The sequence below is a fragment of the Gordonia sp. C13 genome, from assembly GCF_023218005.1.
Lineage (GTDB): Bacteria > Actinomycetota > Actinomycetes > Mycobacteriales > Mycobacteriaceae > Gordonia > Gordonia namibiensis.
This window is the reverse complement of sequence record NZ_JALPSY010000003.1, coordinates 72,528-99,047: the sequence shown is the minus strand read 5'-3', so window position 1 is coordinate 99,047 and position 26,520 is coordinate 72,528. Positions and strand designations below refer to the sequence as shown.

The window sequence follows — 26,520 nt, the reverse complement described above, 5'->3', positions numbered from 1 at the left end:
GTTGACCATCGAACAGATCCGCCCGGTACGGACCGCGCAGCAGTCCACCGTGTCGTATCGGCAGGTGTATCACCGCCGGATCGCGCGGAAGATCCTGGCCGAGTTCTCCCACGAACGCGCCTTGCGTCCGGTCGAGACCGGCCCGGGTCGCTACCTGGTCGGTTCCGCCGACGGCCGCACGGAGTACCACTTCCGTGCCGAAGTCCTGTCCCTGGAGAACTGGGCCATCGAGGAGACCTCGTTGCGCCGTGTGCGCGACGGGGAGGAACTGCCCGTCGACGCCGTCGCGCTGGTCGCCGACCTCGCCCCGATGCTCGGCATCGGTCCACAGGCGTTGCCGGAGTACCTCGAGGAGTTCATCAACACTCTCGCGATCAGCGCCGACCGGCCTGACGAACGACGCATCACGGCAACCGATCTCGCGCATGCGGACTTTCAGACCATCGAGAAGACGATGACCGAGGGTCACCCGTGCATCGTGGCGAACGCCGGACGCCTCGGCTTCAGCGCCGACGACATCGACCGTTACGCACCGGAGGTCGGCAACCACTTCCGGCTCGTCTGGGTCGCCGCCCGCCGCGAGGACTGCGATGTCGCGACGGTGAGCGGCGTCGACTACGACGCCATGCTCGTCGACGAACTCGGCACCGAGACCCTGGCGGAGTTCGATGCCGTCCTCCGCGAATCCGGTTGTGAACCCGACGATTACCGTTATATGCCCGTTCATCCGTGGCAGTGGACGGAGAAGGTCCGGAAGCTCTACTCGGCCGATCTCGCCGACCGCCGCATCGTGTTCGTGGGCGAGAGCCCCGATCTCTACCAGGCGCAGCAGTCGATCCGCACGGTCTTCAACGCGACCACGCCCACCCGTCACTATGTGAAGGGCGCGCTGTCGATCGTGAACATGGGCTTCACCCGGGGCATGTCGGCGGACTACATGCGCACCACCCCGCTGATCAACAACTGGGTCCGCGGGCTCGTCGCCGACGACCCGTACCTGGCCGCCATCGGGTTCGAGATGATCTTCGAGGTCGCGGCCATCGGCTACCGCAGCCCCACCTTCACCCCGATCACCCAGCCGGGGTCGGAGTACCGCAAGATCCTCTCGGCGTTGTGGCGTCAGAGCCCCGTCGCGCTGGTACGTGGCGGTGAGCAGCTCTCCACGATGGCCGCTCTCCTGCACCTCGACCACCACGGCGACCCGCTCGTCGGCGCGTTCATCGCACGATCGGGTATTCCGGCCGCCGAGTGGGTCCGGCGCTACCTGCGGACGTATCTCCACCCGATCGCCTACCTGCTCTACCGATATGAACTGAAGTTCTCCCCCCACGGCGAGAACCTGATCCTCGTCCTCGACAACGGGATCCCGGTCCGCGCGATCCTCAAGGACATCGGTGAGGAGGTGTCGGTCTTCGGTGAGCCGGCCGGTTTCCCGGAGAGTTGTGCCCGCGTCCTCACCACCGAACCCGACGAGATCCGCAACCTCGGGATCCTCTCGGACATCTTCGACGACTACCTGCGGCCGCTGGCCGAGGTCCTCCACACCCACCGTCTGGTGACCGACGAGGAGTTCTGGGACCTGGTGGCCGAGAGTCTGCGCGAGTTCGTCGCGGCCCACCCCGATCTCGACGACCAGTTCGCGAAATGGGATCTGTTCGCACCGGAATTCGGCGCGGTACACATGAACGGTCTGCAGCTGCGGAACAACAAGCGCATGGTCGACATCGAGGACTCCTACGCCTCGCTCATCGACGCCGGACACATGCTCGTCAATCCCGTCGCCGATCGGGGACGACGATGACCGTCACGACCTCCGGAACGCCCACCCCCGAGATCCTGCGCGATGCGCACGGCATCCCGCACGTGCTGGCCGCCACGGCGACCGACGCACTGTACGGACAGGGTCGCGCCTGTGGGCAGGACCGCCGCTGGCAGATCGAGTTCATGCGGCTGCGCGCCGAGGGGCGTACCGCCGAGGTGTTCGGCGACTCCTGCGTCGAGTGGGACACCTTCGCGCGGCGCGCCCGTCTCGACGCGGTCGCCGAGCAGATGTACCACGCATCTTCGGACCGCACCCGCAGCCTGCTGCGCGCCTATGCCGGCGGCGTGAACAGCACTCTGTCCGACACCGAAACCGTGGCTTCGGCGCCGGAACTCGGGGCACTCCGACACCAGCCGGATCCGTGGCGGCCGTGGACGCCGATCTCGGTCTTCATCATGCACCACGTGCTGTTCGGCCGATTCACCACGAAACTGTTCCGGTTGCACGCCTGCCGGACCACGGGACCGGATGCGCTGCGGTTCTGGGCGTTCGAGGGCAGCGAGAACGATCCGACCGTGCCGCCGATGCCGGACGAGCAGTTCGTACGCGAGATCCTCGATCTCACCCGGCCCGCTCCGGCCGCCGACGCCCCCGTCGGCGAGACCGTCGACCTGGGTGATCCGATGTCCGGCAGCAACGCGTGGGGAGTGTCCGCCGCGCGCAGCACGACCGGATCCCCGATTGTGGCCGGTGATCCCCACCGATTCCTCGAGCTGCCCGGCATCTACGAGCAGTTCCATCTCGCCTCGACCGATCCGGCACAGCCCTTCGACGTCGTGGGCTTCGCCTTCGCCGGTGTCCCCGGCGTCCCACACTTCGCACAGGGCCCCGAGATCGCCTGGGGCATCACGAATGCGATGGCCGACTACCAGGACCTCTACGTCGAGCGGTTGACCCGTGACGGGGATGGAACGCTTCTGGTCGATGCTCCCGGAGGCAACCACATCCCGGCCACCGTCCACACCGAGCACATCGGCGTCCGCGACTCCGAACCCGTTGCAGTCGAGGTGATCACCACCCACAACGGTGCCGTCGTGTTCGGCGGCCCGGACGAGCCGTTCACGATCAGCCTCCGGTCGCCGCTGCTCTCCGAGGACGTCACCTTCGACGCCCCGCTCGACCTGCTGTTCGCCCGGACGATCGACGACGTCGAAGCCGCGCTCTCGACGTGGGTCGAACCGGTCAACCGCGCCGTCATCGCACATCGTGACGGGACCACGGTCACCCACGTGGCCGGCCGCGTTCCCGTCCGCGCCCCGGAGAACTATTGGCTCCCCGTTCCCGGCTGGGACGAGCGATACCAGTGGCGGGGCCACGAAACCGGCTCGCTCGGCGACCCGGACTTCGACGCGACGGTCGCCGACGGCGGTGTGAGCGTGACCGCGAACCAGCGGATCTCCGGAACGCCCGCTCTGCAACCGATCACCACCGAATGCGTGGAGGCGTTCCGGGCCGACCGGATCACCGCCCGCCTCGATGCCCTCGACACTGTTGCCCCCGAGGACTGCGCGGACATCCACCGCGACGTCGTCCTCGAGCAGGCCGCGGTGGTGCAGCAACTCCTCGCCCGCGTCGTGGGCAACACCCCTGCCGCCGAGGACATCCGGCAGCGCATCCTCACCTGGGATCGCACCATGGCCGCCGACAGCACCGACGCATATCTCTTCGCGGAGTTCCGCAGCCAGCTCGTGCTCGGTGTTGCGCGCACGGATGTCCTGGCGCCGCTGCGCGGCCCGCACGGTTTCCCCGCCGTGTTCCAGCCGTGGTTCGTACCGGAACCCCGCCTCGCGAGCGCGATCACCACGGTCATCGCCAACTGCGCGCTGATCGGCGTCGACATCGACGAGGTCGCAGTCGGTGCGCTCGACGCCGTCGTCACTCGCATCGAGACGATCGGGCACGTTCCGAACTGGGGCACCGTGCATGTGCTCGCCCCGATCCACGGGTTCGATCTCGTCGGTGCGTCGCCCCGCCACCCGGGGCTGTTCGCAACGCTGCGACCCACCCCGCTGCCCCTTGCCGGGGATTCGGAGTGCGTCTTCGCCAACGCATCCGCGGTCGGCACCCACGTCTGCATCACCGGCTCCGCAGCCCGCTACGTCTGGGACCTCGCTGATCCACACGCAAGCCGCTGGGTGGTTCCGCTCGGCGCATCCGGCGACCCGGCCTCCGAACATTTCCAGGACCAGGCCCCCCTGTGGGCCGACGGCCGGCTGATCCCCGTCGCCCGCGACTGGGAGGCCCTACGCGCACCGGACGACGACACCACCCACCAGGCCACTTCGCCTGTCATTCCGACGAAGGGGGAACCGTGCCCACGCTGACCGAAGCGCGACTCACACTGCTGCGCCGGCGGATCGCGGAGTCCGGTGCGACGCTGTCCGGGGCAGCCGGGTCCGGTACCGATTCGGACCCCGAGACCTCGGCCTCGTTCGGACAGTTCGGCATCGCCGAGCGCCGGATGTGGAAGATCTACGAACTCGACCCCGAATCGGTCTCGCACAACATCGGTCTCGTCCTCGAGTTCGGCGGCGACCGCACCGTCGAGTCCGTCGTCGCCGCGGCCGAAGTGCTCGTAGAGCGTTTCGAGGTGTTGCAGTCGGTCGTCGAGGTCGACGACCAGGGCGTACCCCACCGCGTCCGGGTGCAACGCGAAGGGCATTGGGACGCAGCGCATTCGGTCTGGACCTGGGGCGTCGATGACGTCGAGGGGGAATCGGCCGATACCGACACCGTGGCCACCCGGATGACTCGTACCCCGTTCGACCTACACGTCGACGCGCCGTTGCGGCTTCGGGTGTCGGGGTGCAACGGGCAGGTGACGGTGATCCTGGTGGTCCACCACCTCGCCGTCGACGACACCTCCTGGCCGTCACTGCTGGGCACGCTCGTGTCCGGCGAGTGGGTCGCCGACGCCGACGCCGAATCCCGGCCCACGACCCCGGATGCCACCCCAGCAACCGAGGCAGCGGACTCCGCAGTGCGGCATGCGCTGTCGACGTGGGCGGCCGAGGACGTCCGGTACCCGCTCTCGGGCCAACTGCCCACCGAGAGCGCCGCGGAGAGCTGGCTGTCCCCCATGGACGACCGCGCGGGCATCAAGGTGACCGCCCCGGTCGACGGCGGGTCGCTCACCGCCTTCAACCGAGTCGCCCAGACCGTCGGCGCAACCCCCAACGCGCTGCTCATCGGAGTGTGCTCGCTGGCCGCCTATGCGCTGACCGGCTCACCCGACCATGTGCTCGTCGTCCCGGCCGACAACCGACGACGACCACAGTCGCCGCAGCATGTCGGTTACTGCGGCAACATCATCCCGATGCGGTTCCGCGTCGATCCGACCGGGACCGTCGAGCAGGCCCTGCGCGACGCGGGCACGGTGATCTATCGGGCGATGGAACATGCCGGCACCGACTTCGGGCCGATCCTGACCGCACTCCGTCAGCAGGGTGGACGGTTCCCGATCATGGAGATCATGGCCTCGGTGCGGCCCGCTCCGCTACGCGGCATCGCCCAACGCGACGACGCCCCGGTCACCTGCCGTTCGGTCTTCAACGGGATAGCCAACTACCCGTTGTCGATCGCCTTCGAGGCCGACGACCACTTCACCCACGTGGAGGTCGATCACCAGCCGGGGGTCGTTCCCGATCACATCGCCGCACGCGCCACCGGGGTGCTGACCACACTCGTCGATCTCATCCCTTCCGCGTTGGGGACGACGGTCGCCGAACTCGTCGCCGAGCTCGACAGGCGGGTCCCGGCGTGACCGACCGACACCCACACGGCTCCTCACGCCACCACACGACCACCGCACGTCCAGGGGGTAGATCAGTGACCGAAGACCGCGACTCTGCGTGGACCGCTTCTCGTTTCGCGCGACCGGGTACGGGCTGGGCGGAGATCGGTCGTGGCCTGACCGAAGCAGCGGAATCGGTCGCCGACCACCACCACGGCGCACCGTTGCCAACCGGGGATCCGGTGTCGGTTCTCGCGGCGGTCACCGGATCGCTGGGCACGCCCGGAATCCCCGAATCCGGGATCGGCGAGTCCGAGGCCCTGTCGCGGATGGCGCGCCTGGTCGCCGAGTTCGGACTCGACCTCACCCACCCGCTGACCGCGGCTCATCTGCAGCCGGCACCCCTGTCGGTCGCGGTTGCCGCCGATGCACTGGCGAGCGCCACCAACGCCTCCCTGGACACCTACGATTCGGGTCCCGCGACCCTCGCCCTGGAGACCTGGACCGTTCAGTCTCTGGCCCGCATGGCCGGATTCGGCCCACGGGCCGGTGGCGTCTTCAGTCCGGGCGGCTCCATCTCGAACTTGTTGGCGCTCATGATCGCCCGCGATCACACCGCGGCCCGGCGGGGCATCGACGTCCGCCAGGACGGCGTCGGCGCACTGCGCCGACCGGTGGTGTTCTGTTCGCGCGTTGCCCACTTCTCGGTGCATCGCGCCTGTGCCGCACTGGGACTCGGCGAGTCGGCGGTGGTCCCCGTCGAGGTCGACGCACATCACCGGATGATCCCGGAGGCGCTCGAGAGCGCGATCCGCAAGGCCGGCGACGTGACCCCGCTCGCGATCGTCGCCACGGCCGGAACCACCGACTTCGGCACCGTCGACCCGCTGCCCGATATCGCCGACATCGCCGAACGTCACGAGATCTGGCTGCACGTGGACGCCGCCTACGGCTTCGGCACCCTGTTCTCCGACCGCCTGTCCGGGCTGTTGTCCGGCATCGACCGCGCCGACTCGGTGACCCTGGACCTGCACAAGGTGGGGTGGCAGCCTGCCGCGGCCAGCCTCATGCTGCTCTCCGACGCCGGTCGATTCGCGTCGCTGAACCGTTCAGTGGCCTACCTGAACCCCGACGACGACGTCGAGGCCGGTTACAGCGGGTTACTCGGGCAGACCCTGCAGACCACCCGTCGACCCGACGTCCTCAAGGTCGCCGCGACGTTGCTGGCGTACGGGCGCCGCGAACTCGGTGGGATGCTCGACCGGTGTAACGACCTCGCCGTGTACGCCGAACAGCGAGTTGCCACCGAGCTGCAGCTCGAGCTGATCGCACCGGTCACGTTGACCACCATCGTCTTCCGCTACCGCTGCGCCGACCTCGACGCCGTCAACGGTGAACTGCGCCGCCGCCTCATCACCGACGGCAAGGCGCTCATCGGACGCACCCAGGTGCGGGTCCCCGGTGAGGACGAACCCCGGACCTGCCTCAAGCTGACCCTTCTGAACCCGGAGACCGCCGAGAGTGACATCGACGAACTGTTCGACGAACTTCTTCGTCTCGCAATCGAAGTGGAATCAGAGAGCACCTCGGTCGCGAGCGACCAGGCCCACACTGAAGAAATGGTGAAGGTGTCGGAATGACCCGTGTAGAGAACGTGGATGTCCTTGCGATCGGTTGCGGTCCGTTCAACCTGGGACTCGCCGCGCTGGCATCGACCGTCGACGACCTCGACGTGCTCGTCGTGGACTCCCGCGACGAGTTCCGCTGGCATCCGGGCCTCATGTTCGACGAGGCCCGGTTGCAGGTCGGCTTCCTGTCCGACCTGGTGACCCTGGTCGACCCGACGCATCCGATGTCGTTCCTGAACTACATGGCCCACACCGACCGGATGTACCGGTTCCTGGTGCGGGAGAACTTCTATCCCACACGCGTCGAGTACGAGGCGTACCTGCGCTGGTGTATCGACCGGCTCGACACCCTGCGCTGGGGCACGACCGTCACCGGGGTCACCTGGGATGACGCCGCCGACGCCTTCGCCGTCACGATCGTCTCCGGCGGCACCACCTCGACCGTGGCCGCGCGCCACGTCGTCGTCGGCGTCGGTACCGAACCCTTTGTGCCCGAGTCGTTGTCGTCGGACTCCTCGGCGGTCGTCCACAGTTCCGACTACCTGTACCACCAGGACAAGGCCCATGCCGCGGACACGGTGACCGTCATCGGATCGGGACAGTCGGGCGCCGAGATCGTCATCGACCTACTCGAGGCCAATCTCCGCGGCGGTCCGTCCGTCCGCTGGTGGACCCGCACGCCGTGGTTCGCCCCGCTCGACTTCACCAAGATGTCGCTCGAGATGACCACCCCGGCGTACATGGACTACTTCCAGAGTCTGCCGGAGGAGGCCCGCGATCGGATTCGCCCGCAGCACTGGCAGTTCCACAAGGGCGTCTCCAGCGACACCCTCGAGCGGGTGCACGAGTTGATGTACCAGCGCCAGCTGCGCGAGAAGCTCAATCCGGTCCAGTTGCGCATCTCCACCGAGGTCGACGCCATCGACACCCTCGCCGACGGCAAGCTCAGGGTCCGCGGACGCCACCTCGACACCGGAACCCAGCTCGCTCACACCACCGACATGGTCATCGCCTGCACCGGTTACCAGCCCCGGCCCACGCCGTTCCTGGACCCCATCGATTCACGGCTGCACCGTGACTCGCGCGGCCGGCTCGTCATCGGAGCCGCTCACCAGGTGGAAGCCGAACCCGCACTGGCCAACCGATTGTTCGTCGCGAACGCCGAGGAGCACGCCGTCGGCGTCTCGGCCCCCAACCTCGACATCGGCGCGGTCCGCAACGCCCGAATCCTCAACGCCGTCACGGGCCGCGAGGTGTACCGCCTCCCGAAGGACACCGCGTTCACCGCCTTCGGCGCCGACGACCTCGACGACGTCGTCAGCTAGACGCGAACGCTCGCTGTCGATGCAGATGTCGCGCTTCGTGTCGCGCACCGATACGAAGCGCGACATCTGCGCCGGCCGAGATCACCGAACACAAGACGGCCCGACCCACAGCAGTGGGTCGGGCCGAATCGTGTTGCGTGTCAGCTGGTCGCGGCTGCGAAGCTCGGCTTGAGCAGGTCCAGCACGTACGGCACCGAATTCGGCGTCGGCGCGTTGAGGCCGGTGATCTGCGACTGGGTCATGAAGGTCACGGCACCGTTCTTGACCGCCTTCAGATTCTTGTAACCCGGGAGCTTCTTGAGGGTCTCGGCCTGTTCCGGCGTCGCGGTAGCGACGACCAGCACGTCGGCGTCGAGCATCGGGATGTTCTCGGTGCTCAGCCCGAACCGGGGATTGCGGGTGCGCTGGTACTCGGCGACGAGCTTCGGCGCCATCTGCATCTTCAACTCGGTGAACAGCTTTGCCGCACCGTCGTTCGGGTCGCCGAGGACCGACAGCTGGTCGTTGCCGTACATGAAGGCCAACGCGTAGGTCTTGCCGGCCAGCTTCGGGAACTCCTTGCCGGCGGCGGCGACCTTCGCGTTGGTGTCGTCGATGATCTCGGTCGCCTTGTCGGGCTGGTGCAGCACGGTGCCCATGACGGTGACCATGTCCTGCCAGGGGTCGATCTCCTGGCCGCTGATCGCGTTGACCGTCGGCGCGAGCTTGGAGATCTGCTCGAATTCCGGGCTGTCGGAGGCGAATCCGGGAGCGAAGATCAGGTCCGGGTCGAGTTTGGCGATCGACGTCGCGTCGTCGCCCTTGGTGGGGTCGATGAACGTCGAGTCGGCGAGCTTCTGGCCGTACCAGGGCTGCAGTTCGCCGGTGGCCGACTTCGAGTAGTCGTAGTAACCGACCGGGGTCACACCGAACGAGAGCGCCACGTCGGTCCACTGGTCACCCAGGGTCACGATGCGCTTCGGCGTCTCCGGGATCGTCACCGAGCGCCCGTCGGGCAGATTCAGCTGCACCGAACCACCGGTCGACTCATCGGAACTCGAGCATCCGGCAAGGAGGCCGGCGGACATCAGCGCACCCGCGAGGAGCGCACCCAGACGAAGTCGTGTTTTCACGTCAGTTCTCCAGAACGGTCGAGGTCAGAGCGAGCAGGGCAGCAGGACGAAGCTGGCGATGAGGCAGACGCTGCTGTTCGACAGCTTCCACTTGTCGCCGCTCCACACCCAGGTCATCGCACGGTTCTGGCTGCCCCGGCCGACGACGCTGATTTGCAGGGGGGCGGTCATCTTGGTGCCGCTGACCTGCACCGGACCGACCATCTGGTAGCTGAGTCCGACGTTGCCGTAGGTGGTGATCGCCTGGGCGACGGCGTCGAGCTGACGCAGGGCGCGCTCGCCGCCCTGGAGCTCGGCGGCACGCGCGGCACGGTTGCCGCGCGAGTTCATGACCGTCTTCACCTTGGTGTTGAGCTGGCCGGGCGTGAGCGCGGTCGGGGCCGCGACAGCCTGCTGGGTCGGCGGGGCCGAGGTACCCGGCGCGGGAGCCGGTGCAGGTGCGGGCGCCACGGCGTCGGGGCCGGCACCGACGATGCCGCCGCTCTCCGGCACGTTCTCGGTGGCCGCGGGTGCGGGCGCCACGGCCGGGGCGGGCTCACCGGGCGCGGCGGCCGGCGGCTGGTTGGCGGCCGGACCCACCAGGCCCTGCTGCTGTTGCGGAGTCTGCGCAGAACCGAGGTTCACGACGGTCGGCTGGACCGCGTTCGCCGAGTCGTTGCGGTCGCCGACCATCAGACCGACCACACCGATCGTCACGATGATCGCCGAGATCACCGCCGCAACACCTGCAGATGCCAGCACGGTCGGGATGTTGATCCCACCCGAGCGCTTCTCCGGGCCCGTTTCCGGTTCGTGGGTCTCATCCACGTAGGCCGGGTCCTGGTAGCCGACATCGTTCTGCATGGTGCTCTCCGTGTTTTCTGCTGTGTCGTTCACTTGTGCCGTGGAACGCCTGGATGCGCGTATCCACGTGATGATCGTTCCCCGTGGGGAACGAATTCCTAGGCAAGCCTAAGCTCGCCTCGTCTTCATGCTGACGGTAGGGCCTCGGTGAGGACCTTGTCGAACGTCTCCACGAACTTCTGCGCGTACCCGGGAAGCGCCTGGGCGTCGGTCACGATGCCGAAGGTCGTCGTGTTGCCGAGGATCAAAACGGTCACCGAGAAGGAGTAGCCGGCCAGCGGCGACAGCGGCGTCAGGCTCGCGATGGATTTACCGAGGACCGACCGCACCCGGGAGAAGCCCGGGTTGATCCCGATGTGGATGTCCGGGTGCATGTGGCTCATCGAGGCGTTCACAATCGCCCGCTGCAGGCCCCAGAGCGGCGCCCGCGGCAGGTCGTCGGCCGCGGCGAGGTAGAGCTCCGGCCGACGCTCGGCGATGGTCGTCAGCTCGCTGCGCGCCCGGCCGATCTGCTGCGACAGGTTCGTCTCGTTGCCGGGCAGGTTGAGCAGCGCCACCGAGACCGCGTTGCCGGTGTGCCGGAACTCCGGATCGAGGGTCACCGGCAGGGTCACGCGGAGGACCTCGGCCTGCGGTGCCGCAGGCGGGTCGATGCTGAGCGCGCGTCCGATGGCCCCGAGCACGAACTCGTGCACGCTGGAGTCGTTGGCCTTGGCCGCCTTGCGCAGCGCGCGGGTGGACGTACTGAAGAGTGCGTGTTCACGACGCCCCGACTTCGTCAGACTCGGCCAGGCGCGCTTCTTGCCGCCGCCGGCCGCATGCTGGTCGTTGAACGCCGACTTGGCCTCCCCAAGCTTCTCCGGGTCGATACCGCTGATGTGGAACCGCGGGCTGGTGGCGAAGCGCTCGAATTCGGCGAGGTCCTCGGGTTCACCGTCGGCGAGCAGTGCTGCGAAGGCCGCGCCGGCGATGCCGTCGGAGATGCTGTGGTGTACGCGCAGCAGCACCCACTGACCGACCCCCTCGGCGCCGGCGGAGGGGGTGAAGAGCGTGATGTCCCAGAACGGGCGCGGCCGGGGCAGCGGCGTCTCGAGGAGCTTGGAGACGCGGCGCTGCAGATGCTCACGGTCGGTGAACCCGAGCTCCGAGACGTGTTCGCCGGCATCCCAGTTCTCGTCGGCGAGCACCACCTCGGGCTTGCGCCACCGGCCGTTCTTCACGCCCAGCCGGAAGATCTCGAACAACCGCCCCCGGTCCCGCACCCGGGCACGTACTTCATCGAGGCCGAGAAGCGTTCCGCCGGTGTCGAGTTGGAGGATCATCGACCAGTGCATGGGCCGACTGTCGGTGTCCATGTGCAGATAGGTGTGATCCGGCGGTGCGAGTTCGGTGACACGAGCGTCGGCCGGAGTGGTGACTGGGCTGTTCATGATGACCGCCTGGATGAGGGACGCTCAGGGCGCCTGGTTGAGGGAATGGGAAAAGAACTGGTGGTAACGCTCGGTATCGGGTTTCATGGCCGCCGCGACCAGTTCCCACAACACCTCGTCGGTGCCGCCCCCGACGCGAGCGAGCTTCATGTCGCGCCACCAGCGTCCGATCGGCGTCTCGGTCTCGAGATAACCGATCCCGCCGAAGATGTGCAGGCACTCCGACGCGACCCGTTCACCGAGGTTGGCCGCGGTCGCCTTGAGCGCGGCGGCGGTGCGCAGGTTGATCTTTCCCCCGGCAGCGACGCCGTCGAGCGAGTAGCTCAGCACGTCGACGCGGGCCTGCAGATCCGCGAGCCGCAGACGAAGCGCCTGATGGTCGTAGAGTTTCTTGCCGAACTGCGTGCGTTCCATCATGCGGGCGAGCGTCACGCCGAGCATCACCTCGCACGCGGCCGCGATCTGCGCGGCGACCGAATAGCGTTCGTGCGCAAGCCCCCAGCTGATGACCGCCAGCCCCGTTCCGGGCCGGGCGATCAGCGCCTCCTCGGGGATCCAGGTGTCGATGGTGACCGGCGCGGTGTCGAGCGGTCCGGCGCCCAGCTTCTCGTAGGGCGCACCGACGCGGACCCTGTCGATCGGCACGGCGGCCAGCGCGACGTTGCCACCGGTGTCGGGGCCGTCCTCGACACCGCGACACACGACGAACATGTGGTCGGCGATCGGTGAGAGCGAGACGAACTTCTTGGCGCCGACAACCCGGTAGCCGCCGTCCTCGGCGAAGATTCGCGTCTCCGAGTTCTGCAGATCCGAACCGCCCTGTTCCTCGGACGCACCGATGCACAGGACGGCGTCGGTGGTCATCGCCCGCTGCGCCAGGTCCTTCAGGAAGTCGTTCCGCCCGAAACGGCGGAGGATGGCAATGGCCGAATCGTGCAGGCTGACACCGACACCGATCGCGGCCGAGCCCAGCGAGCCGAGATGACGGCCGAGAGCGAAGTGGTCGTGGAGGTCGGTGAGCTTGCGGTCTTCCCACTTGCGGGCGAAAACCCCGGCCTCACCGAGGTGTTCGAGCAGTGGTCGCGGGAATCGGTGATCGCTCTCGGCCTGGGCCGTCCACGCGGCGACCTTCTCGTCGAACGCCTCGTCGAGCAGTTCTGCGTACGTCTGCACTCCGGTGTCCACGCTCACCTCTCCCCCGACTCGTATCTCGTTCCGGCTCAGGCCGGCGTCCCGGCCTTCGCGCGGACCAGGTCCTCGAGATCGCCGACCGTCTTGGACTCGAAGAGCTCGCGTTCGGAGAGCTTCACACCCAGACGCTCTTCGATCGCGACGACGCCGATGGCGAATGCCACCGAGTCGAGGCCCAGGTCGTCGATGAGCCGCGAGTCGCGGGTGACTTCGCCGAGCGCGAGGTCGAGGTCCTCGGTGAGGATGCCGTGCAGCGCTTCGGTGATGTGGTCGGACATGTGATGACTCCTGGTGGACTAGGTGGTGCTTCGAACGTAACGGCCGGTCAGCGTGGGATGACGTACGGGGCGACGCTGCCCAGCTTCTCGCAGGTCTCCTCGAACTCGCGTTCCGGCGTCGACTGCGCGACGATGCCGGCGCCGGCCCGCAGCCACGCCTTGCCCCCGGACGAGAAGACGGTGCGCAGGGCGAGCGTCGCCTCGAGTTCACCCGACGACGACGCGACGAGGACCGCACCGGAGTACGGCCCGCGCCGCCGGGACTCGAGGCGGTCGATGGCGTCGACGGCCGCGGTCTTGGGAACTCCCGAAGCGGTGATCGACGGGAAGACGACTTCGAGTGCACGCCAGGGTGATTCACCCTCGGCGAGGGTGCCCTTCACCGTCGAGGCGAGGTGCTGGACGCTGCCGCGCTCGCGTACCTCCATGAACGTGCTGACCGCGGTCGTCTCGGCGGCCGAGATCGAGGCGATCTCGTCGTAGCACGCGCGCACCGACATCGCATGTTCGGCGACTTCCTTGGCGTCGCCGAGGAGTTCGGCCCGAGCGGCCGCATCGTGATCGGCTGAGACTCCGAAAGCCCTTGTCCCGGCCAGGGGTTCGGTCACGACGGTGCGGTCGGCGTGCACCGCGACCACGAGTTCGGGGCTGAATCCGGCAGCCGAGAGGTCGCCGAGCGACAGCAGGTAGGAGCGGGCCGGAGTGTTGTCGGCCCGGCCGCGGGCGTAGGTGGCGGGGATGTCGACCGCGAAGGGGACGTCAACTGCGCGGGAGAGGATGACCTTCTGATAGCGACCGGCCGCGATCTCGGAGACGGCGGCGGCGACGCGGCCGCGGTAGTCCTCGGTGTCCACCCGCACGTCGACGGGGCGCGACGTCCCGGGATCGCCTGCGGTGGCCGCGATCTCGAGAAGACGACGAGATCGCTCCGGGTCGGCGGTGCCGGTGTCCACCCCGTCCGCGTCGACGAAGGCCTCGAACTCGGGAACGATCAGATGCGCGAGCACCGTGTCGTCGGGAACGCGTTCGAGGATGCCGTGGTACGGCGCACAGAAGTCGAAACCGACCCACCCGTAGAGACGCCAATCGGCGACCGACAGGGACTCCGTCGCCGCGGCCAGCGCGTCGGCCGGATCGCCCTGCCATGCGGTGGTCGTCCGGCGACCCTGGTCGTCGACGATGACCTCGCGGCGGGTGACGACGACTCGCACGCGGACGCCCGCGGCGAAGGTCCATCGACGGCCGCGCTCGTAGACGACATGGTCGCCGAACTCGCCGGAACCGGCCCAGGCCGCCGAGATCCGGGCGGCCACCGTCTCGGTGAGCGGTGCCGCCGGAGCGATCAGACCGGCCGCCCCGTCGAGGCCGAGTTCCGCAGCATCGATCCTCGATGTCCGCGAGTCGGTCGTCAGCGACATGTCTTGTCCTCCGGTCGTGGGCGGCAGCACCAGTGATCCTAGGGATATTAGGACAGCCTAATCAAACAGACCGTCCGAGTAGGCAGAGTACCGCACGAATCCTCCACCCCGACCGACCGGTAAGGTTACCCTATCCTGCCTGTGTTTGAATGGGTCCCATGCCGACGCCTCAGGACCACGCGACCGACCTGCTCGACGGTTTCACCCCGTACGCCGACGCCCAGGCAGACCGCTACCGCGACGCCGGACTGTTCCGCGGACTCCCACTGTTCGCCGGCTTCGACGCCAGCATCGACCGCGCCCCCGACGCCCCGGCCGTCACCGATGCCTCCATCGACGGGCCGCGGACGCTCACCTACTCCGAACTGCGCGAGGCCTCGCTGCGTCGCGCGGCCGGTTTCGTCGAGGCCGGACTCCGCCCGGGAGAACGCGTCGTCCTCCAGCAGAACAACTCGCTCGAGTTCGTCGTGAATCTGCTCGGTCTGCTCCGCGCGGGCGTCGCACCGGTCATGACCCTGCCCGCGCACCGGATCACCGAGATCGCCCATCTCGCCGCCGGCGCCGGGGCCGTCGCCTATATCGGCGAGGACGGTCGACGCGGCTTCGACTTCCGGGATCTCGCCACCGAGCTGCAGTCCCGCGTCCCGGCCGTCGCGCAGGTGTTCATCTCCGGCGATCCCGGCCCGTTCGCACCGGCACCCGAAGCGGACCCCGCGTCGGTCGATCTCCCCGACCCGCCGAGCGCCGAACTCCCGGCCCTGTTCCTGGTCTCGGGCGGTACCACCGGCCTGCCCAAACTGATCGCGCGCACGCATGACGACTACGACCTCAACGCACGACTGTCGGCCGAGGTCGCGGAGCTGACCGCCGACGACACCTACCTCGTCGCGTTGCCCGCGGCCCACAACTTCCCCCTGTGCTGCCCTGGAATCCTCGGCGTCCTCGGCGTCGGCGGCCACGTCGTCTTCACCGACAACCCCAGTCCCGACAACACCTTCGACCTGATCGAACGGCACCGCGTCACGGTGACCGCGCTGGTCCCAGCCCTCGCACAGCTGTGGTGCGCGGCGACCGAGTGGGAGCCCGCGGACATCAGTTCCCTGCGACTTCTGCAGGTCGGCGGCGCCAAGCTGGCCCACCCGGACGCGGTCGCCCTCGACGAGGCACTGGGCAACGTGGTCCAGCAGGTGTTCGGCATGGCCGAGGGCCTCATCTGCTACACCCGGCCCGATGAGCCGCGGGATCTCGTGCATGAGGTCCAGGGCTCGCCGATGTCGGAGTTCGACGAGGTGCGCGTCGTGGACGAGGAGGGGGCTGACGTCCCCGACGGTGAAGAAGGCGAACTGCTCGTTCGCGGCCCGTACACGATCCGCGGGTACTACCGGGCCGACGCACACAACGAGAAGTCCTTCACCCCCGGCGGTTTCTACCGATCGGGCGACAAGGTGACCCGGCTGCCGTCGGGACACCTCTCGGTGACGGGTCGTATCAAGGACACCATCGTCCGGGCCGGTGAGAACGTGGCCGCCGACGACGTCGAGGAGAACCTGCTCGCACACACGTCGGTGCGGCAGGTCGCGGTGGTCGGGCTGCCCGATGACGCGCTGGGCGAGAAGATCTGCGCCGCGGTCGTGCTCTCCCACGACCATCCGCCGGCCCAGCCGCTCGAGCTGGCCACGCTTCGCACGTTCCTCGCCGACCGCGGCCTCGCGTCGTTCAAGCTGCCGGACGTCGTCCGCGTCGTCCGAACCCTGCCCGTCACCGCCGTCGGCAAGATCGACAAGAAGGTTCTACGAGAGCAGCTGGTGTCCTCAGCGGGATGACCTCCACTCCCGGCGCCCTCGCTATGCTCTGACGCACAGATGGACGGCTCCGACCGTCCGCCGACCTGCGAGGAGATGAGTCGCCGTGGCCTTGACCGTGCGGCGTCTCGCCCAGAACACAGACCTGGGACTCACTCTCGTGGGTGGACACGAGCGCGCGGATCGGGTGATCGAATGGGCGCACGCGATCGAGCTCGCCGACCCCACCCCATGGATCACCGGCTGCGAGCTGGTGATGACCACGGGTCTACCGATCGGCTCCTCGGACGCGCAGCAGTTCGAGTACGTCTCGCGCCTCGCGCAGGCGCGTGCGGCCGCGCTCGCCGTCGACACCGGAACCACCTTCGACGCCGTCCCCGAAGGCATTTGCGCCGCCGGCGACGCACTGGGTCTCCCCATCCTTTCGGTGCCGCCCCCCACCCCGTTCATCGCGATGGCGAAGCCGCGACATGCGGCGTCGACGGCGGCGTCGACCTGTCGAGCACTCGCACAACGCCCCTCGGCGACGACGACATCGGGGTAGGTGGGACTCGTGCTGACGAGCTGGGTGTCCTCACCCTCGATTCACTGGCCGTCGATGAGGTTGACCAAGCGGCGCACCTGTTCGAGGTGCGGGCCGCCGACGGTCGTCTCTACCACTGCGGTCATCGATGTCCTCGCGGTCCGGGTCACCGCCGAACCGTACGCCCGCGAGGTACTACCGGGTCATCGCCGCGATGTACAAATCGTGTTCAGTTGATCGCCGCCATGGACATCGACGCGCGCCTTATACGGGGGCGAGCGTCACAACCCCCGGGTGACGGTCGAGATAGTTCTTGGTGAACGAGCACACCGGTCGGAGCCGCGCGTTACGTTCCCGGGCGAAGTGGATGACCGTCCGGGTGAGACGGGTGGCGAGTCCGTGACCGCTGTATTCGTCGTAGAGCACGGTGTGCAGGACGGTGATGGTGGTCTGACCGTCGACGGTCTCGGTCGAGTAGCCGAGCACGCCGACGAGATCTCCCGCGACCCAGAGTTCGAACCGCTCGCGGTCGGGGTTGTGCACCACCTGCGCGATCTGCTGCAGGATGGATCGCGCCGACTGCGGCGGCCGATGCCGGTTCTGGCGTAACACCTACACCTCCTCACGTGATCACTGTGGCGGGTCACCTGCATGACGCCGCGGCTCGACGTAAGGACCCCTTGTGACCAGGGTCACACCGTACCTTACGGATCCGTAACTGACGAGACCTCCCGGTGATCTTCCCGGGCGCGGCCTCGGGTGTTGACCGCCGTTGTAAGGTGGCAACCGCAACACAACTACACACGCGGGGGCTCTCACGATGACCGAGGGCTGAGATGGCGACGGGCGGTCGCCGACCGCTCGAACCTGTCCGGGTAATGCCGGCGTAGGGAGAACCATCATGGGCACACGTGTATCCACCACACCCACGACTTCAGGTCTGACGACCGGACCGATCGAGGGAAGTTCCAAGCACTACCTCACCGTCGATCACCTCCGCGTACCGCAGCGTCGAATCCACCTCACCAACGGTGAACATCTCGACGTCTATGACACCTCCGGGCCGTACACCGATTCCGATGCGGTCATCGACGTGGAGCGCGGACTGCCGCCGACCCGCGACGAATGGCACCGTCCGGAACCCGTCGACGGAGCGAGCACCCAACTCGCCTGGGCGCAAGCAGGGATCATCACCGACGAGATGCGGTTCATCGCGGCGCGCGAGGGCGTCGACCCCGAGCTGGTTCGCTCCGAGGTGGCCATCGGACGCGCGGTGATCCCGGCGAATCATCGTCACCCCGAGTCGGAGCCGATGATCATCGGCAAGAGATTCGCGGTGAAAATCAATGCGAACATCGGGAATTCAGCGGTGCGCAGCTCGATCGCCGACGAGGTCGAGAAGATGGTGTGGGCCACCCGATGGGGCGCCGACACCATCATGGACCTGTCGACCGGCGCCGACATCCACACCACCCGCGAGTGGATTCTGCGCAACTCCCCCGTGCCGGTCGGCACCGTACCGATCTATCAGGCCCTCGAGAAGGTGAACGGCGATCCTGTCGCCCTCACGTGGGAGATCTACCGCGACACCGTGATCGAGCAGGCCGAGCAGGGTGTCGACTACATGACGGTGCACGCCGGCGTCCTGCTCCGCTACGTGCCGCTGACCGCCCGCCGGGTCACCGGCATCGTCTCGCGGGGCGGATCGATCATGGCCGCCTGGTGCCTGGCGCACCACCAGGAGTCGTTCCTGTACACGCACTTCGACGAGCTGTGCGAGATCTTCCGTCGTTACGACATCACCTTCTCTCTCGGCGACGGACTGCGCCCGGGGTCGATCGCCGACGCCAACGACGAGGCCCAGTTCGCCGAACTGCGCACCCTCGGCGAACTCACCACCATCGCCAAATCCCATGGTGTGCAGGTGATGATCGAGGGACCGGGGCACATCCCGATGCACAAGATCGTCGAGAACGTGCGTCTCGAGGAGGAACTCTGCGAGGAGGCACCGTTCTACACGCTCGGCCCCCTCGCCACCGACATCGCACCCGCCTACGACCACATCACCTCAGCCATCGGTGCGGCGATGATCGCCCAGGCGGGCACCGCCATGCTCTGTTATGTAACACCCAAGGAGCACCTGGGACTGCCCGATCGCGATGATGTGAAGGTCGGCGTGATCACCTACAAGATCGCGGCCCACTCGGCGGACCTCGCCAAAGGCCACCCCCGGGCACAGGAGCGTGATGACGCATTGAGCAAGGCGCGCTTCGAGTTCCGCTGGCTTGACCAGTTCAACCTCGCCCTCGACCCGGACACCGCCCGCGAGTACCACGACGAGACGCTGCCGGCCGAACCCGCGAAGACCGCACACTTCTGCTCGATGTGCGGCCCCAAGTTCTGCTCGATGCGGATCTCCGCCGACGTGCGCGCCTACGCCGAGGAGAACAACCTGGTGACCGCCGAGGACATCGACCGGAAGATCGCCGAGGGGATGGCGGCGAAGTCGGCCGAGTTCGCCGAGGCGGGCAACCGCGTGTACCTGCCGCTCGAGACCGTTCCCGGAGGTACTGCGTGACCGACGTCGAGTTGTTGCCGGTCGCGGCACCGGGAGAGACACCGGTCCGCGTGATGACCATCGCCGGATCGGATTCCGGCGGTGGCGCCGGCATCCAGGCCGACCTGCGTACCTTTGCGCTCCTCGGCCTACACGGTTGTGTCGCGGTCACCGCGGTGACCGTGCAGAACTCCCTGGGCGTCAGCGGTTTCCAGGAGATCGCACCGGAAACGGTGGCCGCCCAGATCGCGACAGTCGCCGACGACATCGGCGTCGGCGCCGCCAAGACCGGCATGCTGGCGTCGGCACCGATCATCGATGCCGTGGTCGCGCAGTGCTCGGCGAGCGGCATCGGTCGCGACGGTTCCTCCCCGCTCGTCGTCGACCCGGTGTGTGCCTCGATGCACGGGAACCAACTACTCGCCGACTCCGCCCTGGATACCCTGCGCGACAACCTCTTCCCGCTGGCCACGGTGGTGACGCCGAACCTCGACGAGGTGCGGCTCATCACCGGGATCGACGTCGTCGACACCGACTCGCAGCGCGATGCGGCGAAGGCGTTGTTCGATCTCGGACCTGCCTGGGCGCTGGTCAAGGGCGGACACCTACGGTCCTGCGACCACTCCCCCGACCTGCTCTACGACGGCGCCGAGTTCATCGAACTCAACCACGAGCGCGTCGACACGACCCACGACCACGGCGCCGGCGACACACTTGCCGCGGCGATCACCTGTGCCCTGGCACATCGCTATTCGGTTCCCGACGCGGTCTCCTTCGCGAAGAAGTGGGTCACCCGCGGCCTGGCCGCCGCCTATCCGTTGGGCGCCGGACACGGCCCGGTGAACCCGCTGTGGCGGGTGGGCGAGTAGGCGACACCTTTCGATACGCCTCGTCGCAAGCTCCTCGGCTACTCAAGGAGCATGGGCGACGAGCCACGAAGGCCTGGTGAGCCGACGTCGCCAGCCCTTCGTGGCTCGCTGCGCTCGCACCTCAGGGAGCAAGGGGGCGCGGCGCTCGCACCTCAGGGAGCAAGGGGGGCGCGGCGCTCGCACCTCAGGGAGCGCGGGGGGCGCGGCGCTCGCACCTCAGGCAGCGGGTGAGTAGGCGCAGATCTACTTCTCCCAGCCGACGTCCTCGATGGGACCGACGTAGAACTGTCCCGCCCCGTAGTTGGCGAGGCCCTCCTTCACCGCGACCATGGACGGACCGTTGAAGAGCGGGAGGTTGGAGAACTGGGCGAAGGCCTCGCGCTCCAACTCGTTCCCGGCCTTGATCTGGGCCATCGGGTCGCCGATCCGCGACATCGCATCGATCTGTGCATCGAGTTCCGGGGAACCGGCACCGGCGGGATTCAGCTGGGAGCCCGTGCACCACACCTGACAGAAGTAGGCCATGCCGAAGGGATCGCTGGAGGAGAAGCCGAGCAGCAGTAGGTCGAATTCTTTGTTGACCACGACCTGCGAGAAGTCGGCCGACGGGCGTTGGCGGACAGTGAGATCGACGCCCACCTTCTTCAGGATCGCCTGGAGCGCGCGGGACAGGTTCTGGGTCGTGGTGTCGTCGCCGATGTTGGGCAGCTCGAGCGACAACCTTCTGCCGTCCTTGCTGCGGATGCCGTCCCCACCCTTCAGCCACCCCGCCCGGTCGAGCAGCTCCTCGGCTTTCGCCGGGTCGTAGGACAGCACCTTCGACAGGTTGTCCTCATAACCAGGCTGGAACGGGTACAGCGACAACGAACCGGGGAGTTCCTCGGTGTAGTTGAGACCGGTGAACCTGATGCGCGACAGCGTCTCCCGGTCGACCGCGGAGAGCACGGCCTCCCGGACGCGCCGGTCGGACAGGATCGGGGTGTCGAGGTTGAGTACGAGCAACGACTGCTGCGGTGCCGCCGCGGTGCGGATGTCGATGCCGTTCATGGTGAGGGCCCGCGCGCGAGCGTCCTTGGCGGCCACCCCGGTCGCGTCGATCTCGCCGTTCTGGAAAGCGTTGAGCGCTGCCTGGGACTCCATCTGCCGGAAGATCCGACTGTCGAGTTTGCCAGGCTTCCCCCACCACTTGGGATTTCGTTCGAAAACGACGGTCCCGTTGTCGGCGTCGTAGGAGGCGATCGTGAACGGCCCCGCACCCCATTCGGGATGCGGCTTCCGGACATAACCCTCGTTGTAGACATCGGGGGCCGCGGCCTTCGGATGGAGGACGACGTTGAACAGGCCGTCGGGCCAGGCGTAGACGCCGTCGAAGCGGACGACGACCTCACGGTCGTCGGCACCGCGGGTGACCGAGGCGATCTGGCTGTACCCGTCGCTGGAACTGACGAGGTAGCGATCGTCGACGCCCCGGCTCGTACGCCAGGTCTCGACGAAGGCGCGGTAGTCGATCGGTGTGCCGTCGTTGAAGAAGGCCTTCGGGTTGACGGTGTAGGTGACCACGGTGTCCCGGCCGACGATCTCGGTCCGTACGTCGGTGAGGTAGTCGGGATTCGGCAGGTACCGCCCGTCTGGCGTGAAGTAGGCGAGCAGCGGGTTGTACCAGCGCCACAGGGCCAGGGTGTAGACGTTGCCGTCGGCGTGGAAGGTGTTCCACTGGGCCGACACCTCCGGCAGCACGGTCGTGAGACTGCCGCCGTCCTTCAGGTTCTCGCGCGGTTGCAGGTTGAGCGAGGCTCCTTCGGTCTTCACCGCACCGGTGTCGGTCGCGGCACCGCAACCGGTGACGCAGGCGATGGCCACGACCACCGCGGCGATGATCACCGACCAGCGCTTCACCGGTCCACCTCCAGGAAATGGCATGCTGCTCGGTGGTCGACCGCTGGGGCGTCGTCCTGATCCGTCGGCCGCAGGAGAGGCACGACCGTCCGGCAACGTGCACGGCGTTCCTCGTCGAGCTGCGCATGCAACGGACAACGGCTGGTGAAACTGCATCCGACGATCTCGTCTGTCGCACTCGGTTGTTCGCCGGTCAGGACGATGCGCTGCCGCCTCCGTTCGACGCGCGGGTCCGGAACGGGTACGGCCGACAAGAGTGCCCGGGTGTAGGGGTGCGCGGGCTCGGCGAAGACCGCCTCGGTGGGCCCGGACTCCACGATCGAACCCAGATACATCACCGCGACGCGGTCGGCGAGATGGCGGACCACGGAGAGATCGTGGGCCACAACCAGATACGCCACGTCACTGTCGGCCTGCAGGCGGCGGATCAGGTTGACAACGTCCGCCTGCACCGAGACGTCGAGCGCTGACAGGGGCTCGTCGAGGACGATCAGGTCGGGGTCGGTGGCGAGAGCTCGCGCGATCGCGAGACGTTGTCGCTGGCCGCCGGAGAAGGCGGCGGGGAAACGGTCTGCGTGAACGGGATCCAGTCCGACGCGCCGCATGAGATCGGTGATCTTCTCCTCGGTCTCCGCTTTCGAGACCCCGAGCGCGCGAAGCGGTTCGGCGATGATGTCGTAAGCGGTGAATCGCGGGTCGAGGGCATCCGACGGGTCCTGGAAGACGATCGACGTCTTCTGTCGCAGCGCGCGGGCCTCGCGTGACCGGACCGCAGCCGGGTCCACCCCACCGATCCGGACGACGCCCTCGGGTTGCGCGAAGTCCATGATCTCCAGCAACGTCGTCGACTTGCCGCTGCCCGACTCCCCGACGAGGGCCATCGACTCGCCGCGCCGGATGTCGAAGCTGATCCGGTTGACCGCCCGCACCGAACCCACCCGGCGCTTGAGGAAGCCGCTCGTCAGCGGGAAGACCTTGGTCATGTCCACCACGTCGAGGACGGTCTCCCGTTCCTGGCGGTCGACGACCGCCGTCGGCGCCGTGGGCACATCGGGCGGCGGGAACACCGGCTCGCCGCCGACCCGACCGTCGACATCGATCTCCCCGACGCGAATACACGCAGCCCGGTGGTCGCCGGTCACCTTCACCAGTTCCGGTTCGCTCCGACGGCAGTCGTCGATCGCGACGGGACACCGTGGTGCGAACTGACAGCGGTCCTGTACGTCGATGAGGACCGGAGGCGTTCCCGGGACGGGGATGAGCGCATCGGCCCGGCGGTCCACCCGCGGCACCGCTCCCAGCAATCCGATCGTGTACGGCATCCGCGGTCCGCCGAACAGCGTGTCGACGTCGGCGGTCTCGACCGCCCGGCCGGCGCACATCACCACGACGTCGTCGGCCTGCCCCGCGACGACGCCGAGATCGTGCGTGATGAGCAGCATCGCGGCGCCGGTCTCGCGCCGGGCGGTGGCGAGTACCTCGAGGATCTGCGCCTGGATGGTCACGTCGAGCGCGGTGGTCGGTTCGTCGGCGATGATCACGGATGGGTCGTTGGCGATCGCCATCGCGATCATCACGCGTTGCCGCATCCCGCCGGACAACTCGTGCGGAAAGGCCTTGGCGCGTCGCTGCGGATCACCGATCCCGACCAGGTCGAGCAGTTCGACCGACCGCGACCAGGCCTGCTTGGCGGTGATGGATTGATGGGCCCGCACCGCCTCGGAGATCTGCGCTCCCACGGTGAACACCGGGGTCAACGACGACAACGGGTCCTGGAAAACCATGGCGATCTCCGAACCCCGGACCGCGGACATCTCCTTGTCCGACAACCCGATCAGTTCTCGATTCCGTAGCGCGACCGATCCGCTGACGCGTGCGGTGTCCGGCAGCAGCCCCAGAACCGCCAGAGCCGACACCGATTTGCCCGACCCGGATTCACCGACGATGGCGGTGGTCCGGCCGGCCCGCAGGTCGAAGTCGAGACCGCGGACGGCCTCCACCGTGCCTGCCTCGCTACCGAAGTCCACTCTCAGATCGCGGACCGTCAGCACCGCATCGGGATTCGTCATCGACGGGCACCTCCACGCGACGTCGGGTCGAAGGCGTCGCGCAGGCCGTCGGCGATGAGCGCCATCGAGACCGTGAGGAGTGCCAGTGCGGCAGCGGGGAACCAGAACAGCCACGGCGACGCGGCCAGCGTCCCGGCACCCGCTTGTAGCAAGGAGCCGAGGGTGACGTCGGGGATCTTCACGCCGAACCCGAGGAACGACAGCCCGGTCTCGGCGAGCACCGTGGCCACGACGCCGAGGGCGAAGTTGATGACCAGTAATGACGCGATGTTGGGCAGGATGTGCCGGAGGATGATCGTCACCGGGGACACGCCCAGATACCTTGCGGCGGCGACGTAGTCGCGCTCGCGGACGGTCAGCGCAAGTGAATGGATCACGCGCGCCAGCATCATCCAGCCGAACGCGATGAGCACGACGATCAGCCACCGCCAGTCACCGCCGGTGCTGTTGGAGACCAGGGCGAGGATGAGGAACGTCGGGACCACGAGGAGCAGATAGACGACGCCCAGGACGACGCGTTGCACCCAACCGCCGAAGTAGGCGGCGAGTCCGCCGAGGAACGCGGCGATCGCGGTCGTCCCGATCGACACGGCCAGGGCGATCGTCAGCGAGCGTTGGAGTCCGTGTACCACCTGCGCATACAGGTCGTTGCCGGCGTCGTTGGTGCCGAACCAGTGGGCGCCTTCGACCCCCTGAGTCGACGGCGGGAAGCCGATCGCCAGGAAATCGGTGTCGGTGTAGGAGTAGGCGGTGAACAGCCCGCCGAAGACGGCGAAGAGCACGAGCAATCCGAAGATGGCCAGGCCGAGCAGCGCAGATCGGTTGCGTGCGTATCGCTTCGCGAAGATCTTGGCCCGGCCGCTGCGTCGCCGGACCAGGGGCGCCGATGCGGTGTCCGACTCGTCGAGGACACCGCCGGTCTCACCCATGATCGGGGCGGCCGCGTCGAGGTGTCCGGACTGCGGCCCGCGCGGTTCCGGCGGGAGCATGGCCATCTCAGCTCACCCGCACTCTCGGGTCGAGGTAGACCACGGCGAGGTCGGCGAGGATCGCGCCGACCGCGGTGGCCAGGGCACCGAAGGCAGCGACGGCGACGACCCCGTGGATGTCGTTGGTGTTGATGGAGGTGACGAAGTACCTGCCCATCCCCTCCCATCCGAAGATGGTCTCGGTGAGGACTGCGCCGGTGAACACCGCGGGGATCGCGAAGGCGATGCCGACGGCCACCGGGATGATGGCCGTGCGCAACGCATGTCGTCGAACCGCCACGCCACGGGTGAGCCCCTTCGCGCGAGCCGTGCGGACGTAGTCGGCGTTGATGGTGTCGAGCACCATCGACCGCTGGAGGAGATGCAGTCCCGCGTACTGGATCACGACCAGGGTGATCGTCGGGAGGATGAGGTGCTGGACACGGTCCAGCAGCACCGGGAAGAAACCTTCGACCCCCACGCTCGACGCCCCGGAGACGTAGACGACGCTGTGGCCGAGCGACTGGTTGAGAGAGATGGCGGCGAGCACGATGCCCAGGCCGACAACGGGAACCGGCAGGTTGATCATCGCGATCGAGATGAACTGCCACGCACGGTCGGCGAGTTTGTACTGACGGAGCGCGGTGTAGACGCCCAGGGCGATACCGAGCAGGGTGGAGATGATGGTGGCGGCGGCGAGCAGCTGCACCGAGGAGACCAGCCGGAAACCGATCTCGCTGTTGACACTCTCACCGACCGGCGTCGACCCCCAATCCCAGTGCAGCACCACGCCGGTCAGCCAGTTCCACCAACGCTCGACCAGCGGGGTCTTGTCGTTGAGGTTGTGGGAGGACAGCGTGGCGTCGACGACGCTTTCCGGCAACGGGGGTCGGCGGACGGCGAAATTGGATCGGGGGTCGAGGAACCAGGTGGCCAGGAGATAGGTCAGATTGGTTGCCAGAAAGACGAGGACAGCCCAGGCCGCGATGCGTTTACAGAGGTATCCGATCACCGCGGCTCCAGGTCGTCGTCAGGTCGGTGTGACGACCGTACCGT

General features: G+C 67.7%; 19 protein-coding genes, 1 pseudogene and 1 riboswitch. Of the genes and pseudogenes, 9 read left to right on the top strand and 11 right to left on the bottom strand.

Annotation, left to right across the window (positions count from 1 at the left end):
* The first annotated feature begins 1 nt into the window (after window position 1).
* The 5 genes from M1L58_RS04185 (at window position 2) to M1L58_RS04165 (ending at window position 8,508) form a co-directional block, all read left to right on the top strand.
* On the top strand, window positions 2–1,801 hold the full coding sequence (locus M1L58_RS04185; protein ID WP_248657937.1) for an IucA/IucC family protein: 1,800 nt from the start codon (window positions 2–4) through the stop codon (window positions 1,799–1,801).
* Window positions 1,798–4,146, top strand: coding sequence for a penicillin acylase family protein (locus M1L58_RS04180; RefSeq protein ID WP_248657936.1), 2,349 nt, complete (start codon window positions 1,798–1,800; stop codon window positions 4,144–4,146). The genes M1L58_RS04185 and M1L58_RS04180 overlap by 4 nt, the downstream gene beginning before the upstream one ends.
* The gene (locus M1L58_RS04175) at window positions 4,134–5,585 is read left to right on the top strand and encodes a condensation domain-containing protein (protein ID WP_248657935.1); all 1,452 of its coding nucleotides are present in this window, start codon (window positions 4,134–4,136) and stop codon (window positions 5,583–5,585) included. The genes M1L58_RS04180 and M1L58_RS04175 overlap by 13 nt, the downstream gene beginning before the upstream one ends.
* Window positions 5,586–5,650: 65 nt before the next feature.
* Entirely contained in the window at window positions 5,651–7,195 is a 1,545-nt protein-coding gene (locus tag M1L58_RS04170; RefSeq protein ID WP_154883895.1) for a pyridoxal phosphate-dependent decarboxylase family protein, read from the top strand.
* Window positions 7,192–8,508 (top strand): lysine N(6)-hydroxylase/L-ornithine N(5)-oxygenase family protein, encoded by a 1,317-nt coding sequence (locus tag M1L58_RS04165; RefSeq protein WP_248657934.1) that lies wholly within the window; start codon window positions 7,192–7,194, stop codon window positions 8,506–8,508. Before M1L58_RS04170 ends, M1L58_RS04165 begins: the two co-directional genes overlap by 4 nt.
* Before the next feature lie 140 nt (window positions 8,509–8,648).
* Here the strand turns inward: M1L58_RS04165 and M1L58_RS04160 are convergent, their stop codons facing one another.
* The 6 genes from M1L58_RS04160 to M1L58_RS04135 all read right to left on the bottom strand — a co-directional run bounded on the left by M1L58_RS04160 (window position 8,649) and on the right by M1L58_RS04135 (window position 14,780).
* Window positions 8,649–9,620 carry an ABC transporter substrate-binding protein gene (locus M1L58_RS04160; RefSeq protein WP_248657933.1) on the bottom strand — a complete coding sequence of 324 codons (972 nt, stop codon included), beginning with the start codon at window positions 9,618–9,620 and terminating at the stop codon, window positions 8,649–8,651.
* A 24-nt stretch (window positions 9,621–9,644) separates the two neighbouring features.
* Window positions 9,645–10,463: a hypothetical protein gene (locus tag M1L58_RS04155; RefSeq protein WP_248657932.1), complete on the bottom strand. Its 819-nt coding sequence runs from the start codon at window positions 10,461–10,463 to the stop codon at window positions 9,645–9,647.
* Window positions 10,464–10,588: 125 nt separating this feature from the next.
* Complete coding sequence (locus tag M1L58_RS04150) at window positions 10,589–11,893, bottom strand: wax ester/triacylglycerol synthase family O-acyltransferase (protein ID WP_248657931.1); 1,305 nt, start codon at window positions 11,891–11,893, stop codon at window positions 10,589–10,591.
* Between the two features lie 24 nt (window positions 11,894–11,917).
* Complete coding sequence (locus M1L58_RS04145; protein ID WP_248657930.1) at window positions 11,918–13,084, bottom strand: acyl-CoA dehydrogenase family protein; 1,167 nt, start codon at window positions 13,082–13,084, stop codon at window positions 11,918–11,920.
* Window positions 13,085–13,113: 29 nt separating this feature from the next.
* Window positions 13,114–13,362: an acyl carrier protein gene (locus M1L58_RS04140; RefSeq protein ID WP_248657929.1), complete on the bottom strand. Its 249-nt coding sequence runs from the start codon at window positions 13,360–13,362 to the stop codon at window positions 13,114–13,116.
* Window positions 13,363–13,409: 47 nt separating this feature from the next.
* Window positions 13,410–14,780 carry a salicylate synthase gene (locus M1L58_RS04135; RefSeq protein WP_248657928.1) on the bottom strand — a complete coding sequence of 457 codons (1,371 nt, stop codon included), beginning with the start codon at window positions 14,778–14,780 and terminating at the stop codon, window positions 13,410–13,412.
* 158 nt (window positions 14,781–14,938) lie between these two features.
* On the opposite strand from M1L58_RS04135, the gene M1L58_RS04130 reads away from it, so the two are divergent.
* Window positions 14,939–16,603: a (2,3-dihydroxybenzoyl)adenylate synthase gene (locus M1L58_RS04130; RefSeq protein WP_248657927.1), complete on the top strand. Its 1,665-nt coding sequence runs from the start codon at window positions 14,939–14,941 to the stop codon at window positions 16,601–16,603.
* Window positions 16,604–16,688: 85 nt separating this feature from the next.
* A pseudogene (locus tag M1L58_RS04125) lies at window positions 16,689–17,045 on the top strand (PucR family transcriptional regulator ligand-binding domain-containing protein); the annotation flags it as partial.
* A 324-nt stretch (window positions 17,046–17,369) separates the two neighbouring features.
* Here the strand turns inward: M1L58_RS04125 and M1L58_RS04120 are convergent.
* A complete protein-coding gene (locus tag M1L58_RS04120; protein WP_248657926.1) occupies window positions 17,370–17,717 on the bottom strand; it encodes a GNAT family N-acetyltransferase in 348 nt (115 codons plus the stop codon).
* 183 nt (window positions 17,718–17,900) lie between these two features.
* Window positions 17,901–18,015: riboswitch (TPP riboswitch) on the top strand.
* Between M1L58_RS04120 and thiC the strand changes: the two genes are divergently transcribed.
* The gene (gene thiC / locus M1L58_RS04115; protein WP_248657925.1) at window positions 18,007–19,683 is read left to right on the top strand and encodes a phosphomethylpyrimidine synthase ThiC; all 1,677 of its coding nucleotides are present in this window, start codon (window positions 18,007–18,009) and stop codon (window positions 19,681–19,683) included. Its footprint overlaps the riboswitch before it by 9 nt.
* Window positions 19,680–20,531, top strand: a complete 852-nt coding sequence (thiD, locus tag M1L58_RS04110; RefSeq protein ID WP_248657924.1) for a bifunctional hydroxymethylpyrimidine kinase/phosphomethylpyrimidine kinase — start codon at window positions 19,680–19,682, stop codon at window positions 20,529–20,531. Before thiC ends, thiD begins: the two co-directional genes overlap by 4 nt.
* A 243-nt stretch (window positions 20,532–20,774) precedes the next feature.
* On the opposite strand, the gene M1L58_RS04105 is transcribed toward thiD, so the two are convergent.
* From M1L58_RS04105 to M1L58_RS04090, 4 genes are read right to left on the bottom strand one after another with little or no spacing between them, the layout of a single operon-like run.
* A complete protein-coding gene (locus M1L58_RS04105; RefSeq protein WP_248657923.1) occupies window positions 20,775–22,427 on the bottom strand; it encodes an ABC transporter family substrate-binding protein in 1,653 nt (550 codons plus the stop codon).
* Entirely contained in the window at window positions 22,424–24,496 is a 2,073-nt protein-coding gene (locus M1L58_RS04100; protein ID WP_248657922.1) for a dipeptide ABC transporter ATP-binding protein, read from the bottom strand. The genes M1L58_RS04105 and M1L58_RS04100 overlap by 4 nt, the downstream gene beginning before the upstream one ends.
* Window positions 24,493–25,491: an ABC transporter permease gene (locus tag M1L58_RS04095; RefSeq protein WP_248657921.1), complete on the bottom strand. Its 999-nt coding sequence runs from the start codon at window positions 25,489–25,491 to the stop codon at window positions 24,493–24,495. The genes M1L58_RS04100 and M1L58_RS04095 overlap by 4 nt, the downstream gene beginning before the upstream one ends.
* 1 nt (window position 25,492) lies before the next feature.
* A complete protein-coding gene (locus tag M1L58_RS04090) occupies window positions 25,493–26,476 on the bottom strand; it encodes an ABC transporter permease (protein WP_248657920.1) in 984 nt (327 codons plus the stop codon).
* Between the last annotated feature and the right edge of the window lie 44 nt (window positions 26,477–26,520).

Bases quoted from the DNA above. Each gene is read 5' to 3' on its own strand.
- M1L58_RS04180 (WP_248657936.1), top strand. From the start codon at position 1,798: ATGACCGTCACGACCTCCGGAACGCCCACCCCCGAGATCCTGCGCGAT.
- M1L58_RS04165 (WP_248657934.1), top strand. From the start codon at position 7,192: ATGACCCGTGTAGAGAACGTGGATGTCCTTGCGATCGGTTGCGGTCCG.
- M1L58_RS04155 (WP_248657932.1), bottom strand. From the start codon at position 10,463: ATGCAGAACGATGTCGGCTACCAGGACCCGGCCTACGTGGATGAGACC.
- M1L58_RS04150 (WP_248657931.1), bottom strand. From the start codon at position 11,893: ATGAACAGCCCAGTCACCACTCCGGCCGACGCTCGTGTCACCGAACTC.
- M1L58_RS04140 (WP_248657929.1), bottom strand. From the start codon at position 13,362: ATGTCCGACCACATCACCGAAGCGCTGCACGGCATCCTCACCGAGGAC.
- M1L58_RS04135 (WP_248657928.1), bottom strand. From the start codon at position 14,780: ATGTCGCTGACGACCGACTCGCGGACATCGAGGATCGATGCTGCGGAA.
- M1L58_RS04130 (WP_248657927.1), top strand. From the start codon at position 14,939: ATGCCGACGCCTCAGGACCACGCGACCGACCTGCTCGACGGTTTCACC.
- thiC (WP_248657925.1), top strand. From the start codon at position 18,007: ATGGGCACACGTGTATCCACCACACCCACGACTTCAGGTCTGACGACC.
- M1L58_RS04100 (WP_248657922.1), bottom strand. From the start codon at position 24,496: ATGACGAATCCCGATGCGGTGCTGACGGTCCGCGATCTGAGAGTGGAC.
- M1L58_RS04095 (WP_248657921.1), bottom strand. From the start codon at position 25,491: ATGGCCATGCTCCCGCCGGAACCGCGCGGGCCGCAGTCCGGACACCTC.